At 62.8% G+C, this 13,271-nt stretch carries 12 protein-coding genes and 4 tRNA genes; 8 read left to right on the forward strand and 8 right to left on the reverse strand.

Translation table 11 applies throughout. From position 1 onward, the window contains the following. From IFU31_RS16965 to IFU31_RS16980, 4 genes are all read left to right on the forward strand, one after another. Window positions 1-854, forward strand: an 854-nt coding sequence (locus IFU31_RS16965; RefSeq protein ID WP_192103893.1) for an ABC transporter ATP-binding protein, incomplete at its 5' end; no start/stop codon positions are given. Window positions 855-1,187: 333 nt separating this feature from the next. Continuing rightward, the gene (locus IFU31_RS16970; protein WP_192103895.1) at window positions 1,188-2,165 is read left to right on the forward strand and encodes an ABC transporter substrate-binding protein; all 978 of its coding nucleotides are present in this window, start codon (window positions 1,188-1,190) and stop codon (window positions 2,163-2,165) included. A 12-nt stretch (window positions 2,166-2,177) separates the two neighbouring features. Further along, window positions 2,178-3,512 (forward strand): LLM class flavin-dependent oxidoreductase, encoded by a 1,335-nt coding sequence (locus tag IFU31_RS16975; protein ID WP_192053742.1) that lies wholly within the window; start codon window positions 2,178-2,180, stop codon window positions 3,510-3,512. A 62-nt stretch (window positions 3,513-3,574) separates the two neighbouring features. Then, window positions 3,575-4,441, forward strand: coding sequence for a TauD/TfdA dioxygenase family protein (locus tag IFU31_RS16980; RefSeq protein WP_192057580.1), 867 nt, complete (start codon window positions 3,575-3,577; stop codon window positions 4,439-4,441). A 149-nt stretch (window positions 4,442-4,590) separates the two neighbouring features. Here IFU31_RS16980 and IFU31_RS16985 read toward each other — a convergent pair. The 4 genes from IFU31_RS16985 to IFU31_RS17000 form a co-directional block, all read right to left on the reverse strand. Further along, window positions 4,591-4,666 (reverse strand) — tRNA-Gly (locus tag IFU31_RS16985). Between the two features lie 3 nt (window positions 4,667-4,669). Beyond that, window positions 4,670-4,745, reverse strand: a tRNA-Glu gene (locus IFU31_RS16990). Between the two features lie 103 nt (window positions 4,746-4,848). Beyond that, a tRNA-Gly gene (locus IFU31_RS16995) sits at window positions 4,849-4,924 on the reverse strand. Between the two features lie 2 nt (window positions 4,925-4,926). Continuing rightward, a tRNA-Glu gene (locus IFU31_RS17000) sits at window positions 4,927-5,002 on the reverse strand. A 329-nt stretch (window positions 5,003-5,331) separates the two neighbouring features. On the opposite strand from IFU31_RS17000, the gene IFU31_RS17005 reads away from it, so the two are divergent. Next, window positions 5,332-6,102 (forward strand): hypothetical protein, encoded by a 771-nt coding sequence (locus IFU31_RS17005; protein WP_192103897.1) that lies wholly within the window; start codon window positions 5,332-5,334, stop codon window positions 6,100-6,102. A 13-nt stretch (window positions 6,103-6,115) separates the two neighbouring features. Here IFU31_RS17005 and IFU31_RS17010 read toward each other — a convergent pair whose 3' ends face one another. Continuing rightward, window positions 6,116-6,607 carry a GAF domain-containing protein gene (locus tag IFU31_RS17010; protein WP_122479297.1) on the reverse strand — a complete coding sequence of 164 codons (492 nt, stop codon included), beginning with the start codon at window positions 6,605-6,607 and terminating at the stop codon, window positions 6,116-6,118. Next, window positions 6,604-7,494 (reverse strand): DUF815 domain-containing protein, encoded by an 891-nt coding sequence (locus IFU31_RS17015; protein WP_192103899.1) that lies wholly within the window; start codon window positions 7,492-7,494, stop codon window positions 6,604-6,606. The genes IFU31_RS17010 and IFU31_RS17015 overlap by 4 nt, the downstream gene beginning before the upstream one ends. A 126-nt stretch (window positions 7,495-7,620) precedes the next feature. Between IFU31_RS17015 and IFU31_RS17020 the strand changes: the two genes are divergently transcribed. Beyond that, window positions 7,621-9,930 carry a response regulator gene (locus IFU31_RS17020; RefSeq protein WP_192053733.1) on the forward strand — a complete coding sequence of 770 codons (2,310 nt, stop codon included), beginning with the start codon at window positions 7,621-7,623 and terminating at the stop codon, window positions 9,928-9,930. Window positions 9,931-9,962: 32 nt separating this feature from the next. Here the strand turns inward: IFU31_RS17020 and IFU31_RS17025 are convergent, their stop codons facing one another. After that, window positions 9,963-10,445 (reverse strand): glutathione peroxidase, encoded by a 483-nt coding sequence (locus IFU31_RS17025; RefSeq protein ID WP_122479300.1) that lies wholly within the window; start codon window positions 10,443-10,445, stop codon window positions 9,963-9,965. A gap of 20 nt (window positions 10,446-10,465) precedes the next feature. Continuing rightward, on the reverse strand, window positions 10,466-10,873 hold the full coding sequence (msrB, locus tag IFU31_RS17030; protein ID WP_192103901.1) for a peptide-methionine (R)-S-oxide reductase MsrB: 408 nt from the start codon (window positions 10,871-10,873) through the stop codon (window positions 10,466-10,468). Between the two features lie 164 nt (window positions 10,874-11,037). Here msrB and IFU31_RS17035 point away from each other — a divergent pair, with 164 nt between their 5' ends. After that, a complete protein-coding gene (locus tag IFU31_RS17035) occupies window positions 11,038-12,249 on the forward strand; it encodes a pyridoxal phosphate-dependent aminotransferase (protein ID WP_122479716.1) in 1,212 nt (403 codons plus the stop codon). A gap of 129 nt (window positions 12,250-12,378) precedes the next feature. After that, on the forward strand, window positions 12,379-13,266 hold the full coding sequence (gene htpX / locus IFU31_RS17040; RefSeq protein WP_043187206.1) for a protease HtpX: 888 nt from the start codon (window positions 12,379-12,381) through the stop codon (window positions 13,264-13,266). Window positions 13,267-13,271 lie beyond the last annotated feature (5 nt).

Genomic DNA, 13,271 nt, shown 5'->3' on the forward strand with positions numbered 1-13,271 from the left:
CCGCCGCGCCGGCCTTCGCCGAGCCCCGCGCACCGCGCGCTGCGGCTGCGCCAGGGCAACCGCCGCTGCTGGCGCTGACTGCGGTGAACAAGCATTACCGGCTGCCACGGGTCCGTGGCCAGGCCGACCGCTTCCAGGCGCTGGCCGATGTCAGCTTCAAGGTCTGCGCCGGGCAGACCCTGGGCATCGTCGGCGAATCCGGGTCGGGCAAAAGCACGGCGTTGCGCATTGCCCTGAGGCTGGAGAAAGCCGACAGCGGCCGCATCGAGTTTGCCGAGCAGGACGTGACCGATTTCGGCTGGCGACAATTCCGGCCGCTGCGTCGGCGCATGCAACTGGTGCAGCAGAACCCGTTCGCAGCGCTGGACCCGCGCCTGTCGATCTTCGACAGCATCGTCGAACCTCTCGTCTCGTTCGGCCTGGCCCGAGGGGCGGAGCTCGATCGGGCTGCGCGTGAATTGATCGAACGGGTGCATCTGCCGGCCCACTTCCTCGACCGCTTGCCCAGGGAGCTGTCCGGCGGCCAGCGCCAGCGTGTGGCCATCGCCCGGGCCCTGGCACTGCAGCCCGACCTTCTGCTGCTGGACGAGCCGGTGTCGGCCCTGGACGTTTCGGTGCAGCGGCAGATCCTGGATCTGCTCGACGAGCTGCAACGCGAGCTGGGCATCGCCTACGTCATCGTCTCCCATGACCTGGCGGTGATCGCCAACGTCGCCGATGAGGTGCTGGTCATGCGCCAGGGCCGCATCGTCGACCACGGCCCCACTGCGCAGCTGTTCAACCATCCGGGGAATGCCTACACCCAGGCCCTGCTGGATGCTGTCCCCGGCAAGCGCCAACGCGTCCTGGCCTGAGCCACGTCATCCCAGCGCCCCTTCGCGGCCACGGACCGCTCCTACAATACTCCGCGCAATCCCCGTAGGAGCGGTCATCGGCCGCGAAGAAAGCACCGCGGTACGCCTGAACGACCGGAGCGCCCCTTCGCGGCCACGGACCGCTCCTACGAGACAGACCCATACAAAAATATGCTAGCTACGCATATTGCTATCACCTAAGAATTCATAAAAAGAATAATTAACTTAGAACTAAATGTCATTTCACAGCGCCTCGTTAGAGCTTTAGCTTGAATGCAGACCGACCCCTCGCCTGGTGGAGGTAACTCAATCCCTCTTCAGGAGTCGCTGTCCATGACCCGTTCCCGTGTCCTTACTTTCGTCCTGGCCGTCGGGCTGTTGGCCACCGGCCCCCTGGCCTGGGCCGACAAGCTCGAACCATTGCGCGTTGCCAATCAGAAGTCCACCCTGAAGCTGCTGCTCACCGCCGCCGGTGAACTCAAGAACGTTCCCTACCCCATCGAGTTCTCGGAATTCGCAGCCGCCGCGCCGCTGGGCGAAGCGTTGAACGCCGGCGCGGTGGACGTGGGTTATCTGGGCGATGCGCCCTATGTCTTCGCGCTGGGTTCCGGCGCGCCGCTCAAGGCCGTCAGCATTACCCATTTCGAAGGCCGCTATACCACGTCCATCCTGGTGCCCAAGGACTCGCCGCTGCAGTCGGTCGCCGACCTCAAGGGCAAGCGGGTCGTCACCAATCGCGGTTCCATCGGCCACTTCCTGGTGATCAAGGCCTTGCGTGACGCGGGCCTGAAGACGTCCGACATCACCTTCGTCAACCTGCTGCCCAGCGATGCCCAAGGCGCCCTGCAGTCCGGCGACGCCGACGCCTGGTCGACCTGGGACCCCTACACCACCATTGCGCTGAACCAAGGAAACGCCCGCATCCTGCGCAAGGGCACCGACCTGCTGACCAACAACACCTACCTGGTCGCCACCCAGCAAGCCACTGAAACCAAGCGCGCGCAGGTCGAGGACTTCGTCGTGCGCCTGGAGCGTGCCTACCAATGGGCCAACACTCACCACGACGAGTTCGCCGCAGCCCAGGCCCAGGTCACCCGCCTGCCCCTGGCGGTGCACCTGGCCTCGGTCAACGAGACCCGCTACACCCGCGCCGAGATCACCGACGCGGTGATCGCCGACCTGCAGCAAACCGCCGACATCTATCTGGAGGAAGGCGTGCTGGCCCAGCCGGTCAAGGTTGCCCAAGGTTTCGACAAGCATTTCAACGCCTACCGTGGACCCACCCAAACCCCACTGGCCAGCGCGCCATAACAGGAGATTTCCATGAGCACACGACAACTGAAACTGGGCGCCATGATCCACGGTGTGGGGCACGGCTGGGGCGAGTGGCGCCATCCGCAGGCGTTGGCCGACGCCAGCACCAACCTGCGCTACTACCAACAGCAGGCGCGGCTGGCCGAAGAGGCGCGCTTCGACTTCGCCTTCATCGCCGACAGCCTGCACATTCACGAACGCTCGAGCCCGCACTACCTCAATCGCTTCGAGCCGCTCACCCTGCTCTCGGCGCTGGCCGCCACTACCGAGCACATCGGCCTGGTGGCTACCATCACGGTCAGCTACACCGAGCCCTACCAGGTGGCGCGGCAATTGGCTTCGCTCGACCACATCAGTGGCGGGCGCGCCGGCTGGAACGTGGTCACCTCCTGGCTGTCCGGCACCGCCGACAACTTCAGCAAGGCCGAGCACCCGCCCCATGCCGTTCGCTACCGCATCGCCCGGGAGCACGTGGATGTGGTCAAGGGGCTGTGGGATTCCTGGGAAGACGACGCCTTTACCCGCAACAAGGCCACCGGCGAGTTTTTCGACCGCAGCAAGCTGCACGCACTGAACCATCAGGGCGAATTCTTCCAGGTCAAGGGACCCCTGAACATCGCCCGCTCGCGCCAGGGTCAACCGGTGATCTTCCAGGCCGGCGTTTCCGAAGACGGCCGTACATTCGCGGCGCAGAACGCCGATGCGATCTTCTGCCGGCACGAGTCGTTCACCGAGTCGCACGCCTATTACCAAGACCTCAAGCAACGTGCTGCGAAGGCCGGTCGCAACCCGGACAAACTGTTCATCCTGCCCGGCATCAGCCCGATCGTGGGGCGGGACCGCGACGAGGTCGAGCGCCGCTATCAGGAAGCTGCAGACCTGGTGGGCATCGAAGACGCCATCGTCGCCCTCGGCCGCCCGTTCAACGACTACAACTTCAACGGGCATGACCTGGACGCGGCCTTCCCCGATCTGGGCGACCTGGGCGCCAATAGCCACAAAGGTACGTCCGAGCGTATCAAGCACGTGGCCCGTGAAGAGAACCTGACCTTGCGCCAAGTGGCGCTGCGCTTCGCCAAGCCCGACCGGGATTTCGTCGGCCTGCCAGAAGAAGTCGCCGACGCGGTGCAAGCCTGGTTCGAGGGTCACGCCGCCGATGGCTTCATCATCAACTCGCTGTTGCCCAACGGCCTTGAATACTTCACCCGCTACGTGGTGCCGATCCTTCAGCAACGCGGCCTGTTGCGCACCGAGTACCCCGGCCTGACCCTGCGCGACAGCCTCGGCCTCGAGGTGCCGACCAATCGCAACGCAACCGCGCGCCGCAACGAAGAAGTGGCCTGAATTCCCTTCCCCCACCCGCCGTGGCCGTGGGCTCCGGCACTCGATTGCAAAGGACATCTGCCATGTTTGCCGAAAAAATACCGCGCCCTGGCACGGCGATCCGCGCCACTGCGCTGGAGCCGACCATCGGCGCGCAGATCGAGGGCGTGGATCTGCGACGCCCACTCGACGTGCACGCCCGTGATGAAATACGTGCCTTGCTGCTCAAGCACAAAGTGTTGTTCTTCCGTGACCAGCACATCGATACCGCCCAGCAACTGGCGTTCGCCCGTCAGTTCGGCGAGCTGTACCAGCATCCGACCACCCAGAAGCAGGACCACGAGCGTCCCAACGCCCACCTGATTCTGGGAAGTGAAGCCCGCGACCGTTACGGCGACGCCCGCAAGGGCCGCTGGCATACCGATACCAGTTGGATGCTCAAACCCACCTTCGGCGCCGTGCTACGCGCGGTGTCGCTGCCCGAAACCGGCGGCGACACGCTCTGGGCCGACACCGGGCTGGTGTACCGCAGCCTGCCGGCGGCCCTGCGCGAGCGCATCGACAATGCCTTCGTCACCCACAACTTCAAACCCGCGCTGGACAAGGTCGGCTACAACTACCCGATCCTCGCGCACCCGCTGGTGCGTACGCATCCGGAGACGGGCGAAGATGCGTTGTTCATCAACTTTTCGATGTCACCGCAAATTCTGGGTCTGTCACTGGAAGAAAGCCGCGAGATCGTCGGCCTGTTGCTCAAGGAAGTGAGCAACCCGGAGTACCAGGTGCGTTTCAAGTGGCAAGCCGGAGATGTAGCGTTCTGGGACAACCGTGGGGCATTGCATTACCCGGTGTACAACTACGGTGATTTCCCGCGGGCAATGGAACGGGTATTGATTGCCGACGACGACATTCCCCATCGGCGCCGGGTTCAGCCCGACAGCCCGCAGTGAACCCTTCGCGGCCGCTGACCGCTCCTACGGTCGGCTCGCTACTGCGCAGGAGCGGTCATCGGCCGCGAAAGGCACGCCACGGTGCATGACTCATAAATCACGCACGAACAAAAACGCCGCTCATCTCTGAGCGGCGTTTTCATTGAATTTGGAGCGGGAAACGAGACTCGAACTCGCGACCCCGACCTTGGCAAGGTCGTGCTCTACCAACTGAGCTATTCCCGCAAATGGCGTCCCCTAGGGGACTCGAACCCCTGTTACCGCCGTGAAAGGGCGGTGTCCTAGGCCACTAGACGAAGGGGACACGCTGACCGAAACACATGGTGTGTATTCCGGCGCCCAGACCCAAGTCCGAAGACTGGGTGCTGGTTTCACTCAGTGCCGCCCGAAGGCCACACTGCTTAAACTGGAGCGGGAAACGAGACTCGAACTCGCGACCCCGACCTTGGCAAGGTCGTGCTCTACCAACTGAGCTATTCCCGCAATGGCGTCCCCTAGGGGACTCGAACCCCTGTTACCGCCGTGAAAGGGCGGTGTCCTAGGCCACTAGACGAAGGGGACACGCTACAACTTCACTCCCTACCGCGCTTCGCTGTGTGCTTTACGCTGCAAGTGGCGCGCATTCTATGGATGCTTTCGAGGGTCGTCAACCCCCTGTTATAAATTTATTTAAATCAATGACTTCACCGTGCTTTGCGGGCCAGCCGGGCGTGCTGATGAAGCAGCGAGACACGTGGAGATGAATAAGCTTTTGACAGCAGTAATAGCACAAAGCCATAGTTGCGACAGGCAGCGCTGGTACCTCTATAAATGCGTTGCAGCGTGTTGTGCTATCGGTGTCGGCAGACCGGCCCTACACTTCAACCTCACTCAACCTCGAGAGCTCCCCGGTGACTCCACTCATGATCACCCTGTTCATCGTAACGGGGATCGCCATCCTTATCGTCATCGGCCTGCTCAATAATATGGTCGAGAGCAACAAGCTGGCCAAGGCGCGCGACAAGCTCGAGCTCACCGACCGCCTGCGCCGCTGCGGGCGCATCGGCGAGACGTTCCCCGGCCAGCTGATGACCCCTGCCCTAAAGCAACTGCTTACCCGGCTGGAGCTGAACATCAGCCAGCGCCTGCTGCTGCTCGACAGGCAGAACGCGCCGCTCAAGACGCGCCTTGAAGAGCTGCAAGGTGAGATCGCCAAGGGCGATGACATTGCAATCGGCAATCCGCCCTTCCCGATCCTGACCGAAGACCAGGCCAAGGAAGTGCGCTTTCTGCTCGAAGCTTTGCATGCGCAGGTAACGCGTGCCGCTCAGGAGGGCTTTCTGAACGCGGCCGAAACCAAGCACTGGGGCCGCGAGATCCGCAGCATTCTGGTCCTGCTGCACATCGAGTTCTTCAACAACCTGGGCCAACAACTGCTGGGAGAGGGCCAGCCGGGCCGCGCGCGGCTGGCATTCGAGCGGGGTGTACAATACCTCAAGGGCCAACCCGACGCTGCGCTCTACCAAGAGCAGCTGGAGTACTTGCAGAAGATGCTCAAGCGCACCAATGCCATGGTGCTCAGCCAGATGGAGCCGACCGGGAACGAAGTCAACGAACTCACCGACGGCTTGAAGGCCGACGAGAAGGAAGACCCGTTCCAGAAGAAGACCAACTACGACTGAACAGGCTGGCGCTTCAGTAGCGGCTGCAATCGGTCGCTTCGAGGAAGATCGCCGCCAGCTGTTCCAGGCCCTGCTGGTCCGCTTCGCTGAAGCGGGCAGTACGTGGGCTGTCCAGATCCAGTACGCCGATCAGCACGCCGTCCTTGACCAGCGGAATCACCAGTTCGCTGTTCGATGCGCTGTCGCAGGCGATGTGCCCGGGGAACGCATGCACGTCCTCGACCCGCTGGGTCTGCCGGGTCGCCGCAGCGGCCCCGCAGACGCCACGGCCAAACGCAATGCGCACGCAGGCCACCTGCCCCTGGAAGGGCCCCAGTACCAGCTCCTCGTTGCGGTTGAGGTAGAAGCCCGCCCAGTTCAGGTCGTCGACCTGGTTGAACAGAAACGCCGAGAATTGCGCCGCATTGGCGACGAAATCACGCTCGTCGGCCAACAGCGATTGCAGTTGAGCGCACAGCATGCGGTAGCCTTCCAGCCCCGCGCCTGCGGCGTGCAAATCGATCATGCTTGTTGCTCCAGCAGTTTGAGGCCTACCCAGTAACGGGCGAATTGATAGGCGCAGCGGCCGTTGCGGTTACCCCGTCCGGTCGCCCAGCGCACGGCAAGGATATCCAGTTGCTCGTCACGCGACCATTGCAGGCCGCTGTCGCGAGCGAGTTCGCCGATCCAGTGCTCCACCACACGCAGGAAGTGCTCCTGGGTGAACGGATAGAACGACAGCCACAGGCCAAACCGGTCGGACAGGGCGATCTTGTCTTCGACCGCTTCGCTGGGGTGCAACTCGCCGTCGACCCGGGACCAGTTCTCGTTGTCGCTCTGATGCTCGGGGACCAGATGGCGACGGTTGGAGGTTGCATACAGCAGCACATTGTCAGGCGCCTGCTCGAGGGAGCCGTCGAGCACGCTCTTGAGCACCCGGTAGTCGCCCTCGCCCGCTTCGAACGAAAGGTCGTCGCAAAACAGCACGAAACGCTGCGGCAGTTTCTGCAACTGCTCGACCACCCGCGGCAGGTCGGCCAGATGATCGCGCTCGATTTCGATCAGGCGCAGCCCTGCGCCCGCATGTTCGGCAAGCAGCGCTCGCACCAGCGATGACTTGCCGGTACCGCGCGATCCCCACAGCAACGCATGGTTGGCTGGGTGGCCATCAAGGAACTGCTGGGTGTTGCGCGCCAGCTGCTGGCGCTGCTGGTCGACACCGATGAGGTCGCTCAGACGCATGTTCAGGCTGACCTCCAGCGGCAACAGGTAGCCGCTGCGGCCTTCGCGCTGCCAGCGCGCGGCCAGGCAATGATTCCAGTCGATTTCGCCGCGAAGCGCGGGCAGCAACGGCTCGAGCCGCGCCAGCACGGATTCGGCGCGCTCAAGAAAGGCATTCAAACGAGAGTCCACGACTTTTCCTCAAGGCAAGTTGCGTGTAAAAGGTTCGGCAAGGCGGACATGCCGTCGCACGCTGCGGCGCACACACATGGTCCATGCTTTGGCCCTGCGCACGGAATGGAAATTGGCCCAGTACCCATGGATATAAAATTCACCCAGCGGCTGTCCTATAAACAAGCACGCCTGACGGTACTGGTCGGCTTCATTCTGGGGGCTTTGCTCAGTGTTATCCAGATCGGCATCGATTATTCCAATGTCAACGAAGCCATCGATCGGCAGATGCGCTCGCTGCTCGAAATCAGTCACAACCCGGCTTCGCGCATCGCCTACAACATCGATGCCGAACTCGCCAAGGAACTCACCCTGGGCCTGCTGCAGTCGGAGTCGATCACCGGCGCGCGGCTGACGGACAACAACGGCAATGTGCTGGCCAGCGTGCAACGACCGCGCCTGGAAAGCAGCTACCGCTTCCTCAGCGACATACTCTTCGACGCCCAGCGCCAGTACGAAGACCCCCTGTTTCTGTCGCACATGCCCAACGACCGCCTGGGCACCCTGCAACTGAGCGTCGACACCTTCGCCATCGGCAACCGTTTCCTGCGCCGCGCTGAAATCACCCTGGCCAGCGGCTTCCTGCGCACGGCGCTGCTCACCGGCATGCTGCTTGGCTTTTTCTACCTGATGCTGACCAAGCCCCTCAACCGGGTGATCCGAGCCTTGAGCAGCAGCGATCCGCATCAGCCCAAGCCGGCACGCCTGGACTACCCGCCCGGCCACGAGCACGACGAGATCGGCGTGCTGGTGAAGGTCGCCAACCAGCAGTTCATCAGCATGGCCACGGAGATCCAGCAGCGGCGCAGCGCCGAGAATCGCTTGACCGAGTACCTGGGTGAGCTGGAAAACATCGTGTCGGCGCGGACCACCGAGCTCAAGGCCAGCAACACCCGACTGAGCATGTCCAACGAAGAGCTGGAAAAGGCTCGTCGCACGGCCCTGGACATGGCCCAGGCGCGCGCCTCCTTCCTGGCCAACATGAGTCATGAGATTCGTACCCCGCTCAACGGCCTGCTGGGCATGATTGCTCTGTCGCTGGACAGCCCGCTCAACGCCGAGCAGCGTCAGCAGCTGTCCATCGCGCACGACTCGGGCAAGGTGCTGGTCGAGTTGCTCAACGATATCCTCGACCTGTCCAAGTTCGACGCCGGCCAGTTGGAGCTGGAGCGCATCCCCTTCGACCTCGGCGCCCTGATCGAAGACACCGCCAACCTGCTGTCGCAGAACGCGGCGCCCAGCGTCGAGCTGACCTGCCTGATCGATCCGCACTTTCCCGCCCTGGTCCTGGGCGACCCCACCCGGGTGCGGCAGATCGTCAGCAACCTGTTGTCCAACGCATTGAAATTCACACGCTTCGGCCGCGTCGACGTGCGCCTCTATACCCGTCCGGGTGGCGTGCGCATCGAAGTCAGCGACACCGGGATCGGTATCGCCCAGGAAGCGCAGGTCAAGATCTTCCAGCCCTTCACCCAGGCCGGCGCCGGCATCACCCGGCAGTTCGGCGGCACGGGCCTGGGCCTGGCCCTGACCAACAACCTTTGCGAGGCCATGCAGGGACGCCTGAGCATCAGCTCGGAGGCCGGTTTCGGCAGCCAGTTCTATGCCGACCTGCCGCTCATGGCGCACAGTCCGGCCTACGTTCCGCCGTTGCTGCGTGGCCAGGTGTTGCTGGTCGGGCACGCCGGCAGCGGCCTGGCAGAACTGTTGCACGATCTGCTGCCGCTATGGGGCATCGATTACCAGCGCTACGACCTGGGCGCGGACCTTACCAATATCACTCCAGACCTGGTCGTCACCGACAGCCTGGACTGCCTGTTCGGCCTGCGTCCCGGCATCCAGGCACCGATTCTGCTGGTGACCGCCTACGGCAACTTCCTGCCCACCGAGCAGGCCAACGCGCTGATGCCGTTGCAGCAGCAAGCCCGGCCGCTGGCACGCAATGCGCTGTATCAGGCGTTGCGCCGCAGCCTGGTGGGTGACGAACCCACCGCGCTCGACCACTTGGCCAACCGGCGCAGCGCGCAACGGCGGGCACGCATCCTGCTGGTGGAGGACAACCCGGTGAATCAGCTGGTGGCCAAAGGCATGCTGAGCAAGCTGGGGTGCGAGGTCACCGTGGCCGCGCACGGCGGCGAGGCACTCAGCGAGCTGGAGAAGCACGAGTTCGACCTGGTGCTGATGGACTGCAACATGCCGGTCATGGATGGCTACGAAGCAAGCCGGCAGATTCGTCGAAGCGGGCGCTGGCCGCAGCTGCCGATCGTGGCGCTGACGGCCAATGCCATGCCCGAAGAACGCGAGCGCTGCCGCGCGGCGGGCATGAGCGACTATCTGGCCAAGCCGTTCCGCCGAGAGGAACTGGTCATGCTGATCGACCAGTGGGTACCTGAATAGCAACCAGGTTCAGCGCAGCGCTATTTCCAGATTCAGCGCAGCGCCATTTCGATCTCGTGGGCCAGCGCGGCGGGTTTGGTCAATGGCGCGAAGCGCTTGACGCTGCCGTCGGGCGCCACCAGGAACTTGGTGAAATTCCATTTCACCTTCTCCGACCCGAACAGCCCCGGCGCGCGTTTTTTGAGCTGCACGAACAGCGGATGGGTCAGGTCGCCATTGACATCGATCTTGCGAAACATCGGGAAGCTCACGCCGAAGTTCTTTTCACAGAACTGCACGATATCCAGGGTATCGCCGGGCTCCTGATTGCCGAACTGATTGCAGGGAAACCCCAGCACCACCAGGCCCTGCTTGCGATACGTCTGCCACAGCTCCTCCAACCCCTTGTACTGTGGCGTAAAGCCACACTGGCTGGCCGTATTGACCACCAGCAGGACCTTGCCGGCGAAATCGCCGATGGTCTTGTGCTGGCCGTCCAGGGTGATGCACGGGATGGAAAGAAGATCTTTGCTCATGGTCGCTTTCTTGTCAGAGGTCATGCCGGCTGGTCGGCCCGCGGCTGGAAGTCCAGGCACACCGAGTTGATGCAGTAGCGCAGGCCGGTCGGGGCCGGGCCATCGGGAAACACGTGACCCAGGTGCGAGTCGCACGTGGCGCATTTGACCTCGGTACGGACCATGCCGTGGGTGGTATCGCGGATCTCGACCATCGCCTGCTCGCCGATCGGTGCGGAGAAACTCGGCCAGCCGCAGCCGGAATCGAATTTGCTGCGCGAGTCGAACAACGGCTCTTCGCAGCCGACGCAAGTGAAGATGCCGTCACCCTTGAAGTCGTTGTACTTGCCCGTGAAAGGCCGCTCGGTCGCGCTCAGGCGACAGACATTGTACTGCTCGGGATCGAGCATGTTCTTCCATTCTTCTTCGCTTCGCGTGAGCTTGCCCATCGGTACACCTCGGCAGTTCAAAAAGCCCGATCTGTGTCTTTTGCAACGATCAGGCGGCACGTATGATTGCGCCTTTGGACAGCAATCTGTCACCCGCGTTGCAGCGAATCGTTTTTTTCATCATCAGGGCCGGCGCGGGCCTTGCCATCTTTCGGGACCTCACCATGCAGTTCAGCAAATCGAACAAGCTCGCCAACGTCTGCTATGACATCCGCGGGCCGGTGCTCAAGCACGCCAAGCGCCTGGAAGAGGAAGGCCACCGCATCCTCAAGCTGAACATCGGCAACCCGGCGCCGTTCGGTTTCGAGGCACCCGTGGAAATTCTTCAGGATGTCATCCGCAACCTGCCCACCGCCCAGGGCTACAGCGACTCCAAGGGCCTGTTCAGTGCGCGCAAGGCGGTCATGCAGTACTACCAGCAGAAGCAGGTGGAAGGGGTCGGCATCGAGGACATCTACCTGGGCAACGGCGTCTCCGAGCTGATCGTCATGTCGCTGCAGGCCCTGCTCAACAATGGCGACGAAGTGCTGATCCCGGCGCCCGACTACCCGCTGTGGACAGCCTCGGTCAGCCTGGCCGGTGGCCATGCCGTGCACTACCTCTGCGACGAACAGGCCAACTGGTGGCCAGACCTGGACGACATCAAAGCCAAGATCACCCCCAACACCAAGGCCATGGTGATCATCAATCCGAACAACCCCACCGGCGCCGTGTATTCCAGGGAAGTGCTGCTGGGCATGCTGGAAATCGCTCGCCAGCACAACCTCGTGGTGTTTTCCGACGAGATCTACGACAAGATCCTCTACGACGATGCCGTACACATCTGCACCGCCTCGCTGGCCCCGGACCTGTTGTGCCTGACCTTCAACGGCCTGTCCAAATCCTACCGCGTAGCCGGTTTCCGTTCCGGCTGGATCGCCATTTCGGGGCCCAAGCACAACGCCCAGAGCTACATCGAAGGCATCGACATCCTCGCCAACATGCGCCTGTGCGCCAACGTGCCGAGCCAGCACGCGATCCAGACCGCGCTGGGCGGCTACCAGAGCATCAACGACCTGGTCCTGCCCAACGGTCGCCTGCTGGAACAGCGCAACCGCACCTGGGAGCTGCTCAACGACATTCCCGGCGTCAGCTGCGTCAAGCCCATGGGTGCGCTTTACGCCTTCCCGCGCATCGATCCCAAGGTCTGCCCGATCCTCAACGACGAGAAGTTCGTGCTCGACCTGCTGTTGTCGGAAAAGCTGCTGGTGGTCCAGGGCACGGCGTTCAACTGGCCCAACCCGGACCATTTCCGGGTAGTAACGCTGCCGCGGGTCGACGACCTCGAGCAGGCCATCGGTCGCATCGGCCGCTTCCTGAAGAATTATCGCCAGTAAAAACCGAACGTATTCAAGTGTCCGTGCGCATATACACAGTTTGAAATAGTCCCCCGGTTGAATCGACCGGGCTCGGGCCTTATATAGCGCATACGCAACACTTCTATCCGTCAGGAGAACGTTACAACCATGATGCGCATCTTGCTGTTTCTGGCCACTAACCTTGCGGTTGTGCTGATTGCCAGCATTACCCTGAGCCTGTTTGGCTTCAATGGGTTCATGGCGGCCAACGGGGTGGATCTGAACCTCAATCAGCTGCTGATCTTCTGCGCCGTGTTCGGCTTCGCCGGTTCGCTGTTCTCGCTGTTCATCTCCAAGTGGATGGCGAAGATGAGCACCGGCACGCAGATCATCACCCAACCGCGCACCCGTCACGAACAATGGCTGCTGCAGACCGTCGAGGAGCTGTCGCGCGAGGCAGGCATCAAGATGCCCGAAGTCGGCATCTTCCCGGCCTACGAGGCCAACGCCTTCGCCACCGGCTGGAACAAGAACGACGCCCTGGTGGCCGTCAGCCAGGGCCTGCTCGAGCGTTTCTCCCCCGACGAAGTCAAGGCGGTGCTGGCCCACGAGATCGGCCACGTGGCCAACGGCGACATGGTCACCCTGGCGCTGGTGCAGGGCGTGGTGAACACCTTCGTGATGTTCTTCGCACGAATCATCGGCAACTTCGTCGACAAGGTGATCTTCAAGAACGAGCAAGGCCAGGGCATCGCCTACTACATCGCGACCATCGTCGCCGAACTGGTGCTGGGTATCCTGGCCAGCGTCATCGTCATGTGGTTCTCGCGCCGCCGTGAGTTCCGCGCCGACGAAGCCGGTGCCCGGCTGGCCGGCACCAACGCGATGATCGGTGCGCTGCAGCGCCTGCGCTCCGAGCAGGGCGTTCCCGTGCAGATGCCAGACTCGCTGAACGCCTTCGGCATCAACGGTGGACTCAAGCATGGCCTGGCCGGCCTGCTCATGACCCACCCGCCACTGGAAGACCGTATCGAAGCGCTGCGCCGTCGCGGTTGAATGCA

The sequence above is a fragment of the Pseudomonas sp. CFBP 13602 genome (assembly GCF_014842725.1).
In the GTDB taxonomy this organism is placed as follows: domain Bacteria; phylum Pseudomonadota; class Gammaproteobacteria; order Pseudomonadales; family Pseudomonadaceae; genus Aquipseudomonas; species Aquipseudomonas baltica.

What these genes read in the sequence shown, in the direction of transcription:
- IFU31_RS16970 (WP_192103895.1), top strand. Translation starts at nt 1,188, where the DNA reads ATGACCCGTTCCCGTGTCCTTACTTTCGTCCTGGCCGTCGGGCTGTTG.
- IFU31_RS16975 (WP_192053742.1), top strand. Translation starts at nt 2,178, where the DNA reads ATGAGCACACGACAACTGAAACTGGGCGCCATGATCCACGGTGTGGGG.
- IFU31_RS16980 (WP_192057580.1), top strand. Translation starts at nt 3,575, where the DNA reads ATGTTTGCCGAAAAAATACCGCGCCCTGGCACGGCGATCCGCGCCACT.
- IFU31_RS17010 (WP_122479297.1), bottom strand. Translation starts at nt 6,607, where the DNA reads ATGATCGATTTGCACGCCGCAGGCGCGGGGCTGGAAGGCTACCGCATG.
- IFU31_RS17020 (WP_192053733.1), top strand. Translation starts at nt 7,621, where the DNA reads ATGGATATAAAATTCACCCAGCGGCTGTCCTATAAACAAGCACGCCTG.
- IFU31_RS17025 (WP_122479300.1), bottom strand. Translation starts at nt 10,445, where the DNA reads ATGAGCAAAGATCTTCTTTCCATCCCGTGCATCACCCTGGACGGCCAG.
- msrB (WP_192103901.1), bottom strand. Translation starts at nt 10,873, where the DNA reads ATGGGCAAGCTCACGCGAAGCGAAGAAGAATGGAAGAACATGCTCGAT.
- IFU31_RS17035 (WP_122479716.1), top strand. Translation starts at nt 11,038, where the DNA reads ATGCAGTTCAGCAAATCGAACAAGCTCGCCAACGTCTGCTATGACATC.
- htpX (WP_043187206.1), top strand. Translation starts at nt 12,379, where the DNA reads ATGATGCGCATCTTGCTGTTTCTGGCCACTAACCTTGCGGTTGTGCTG.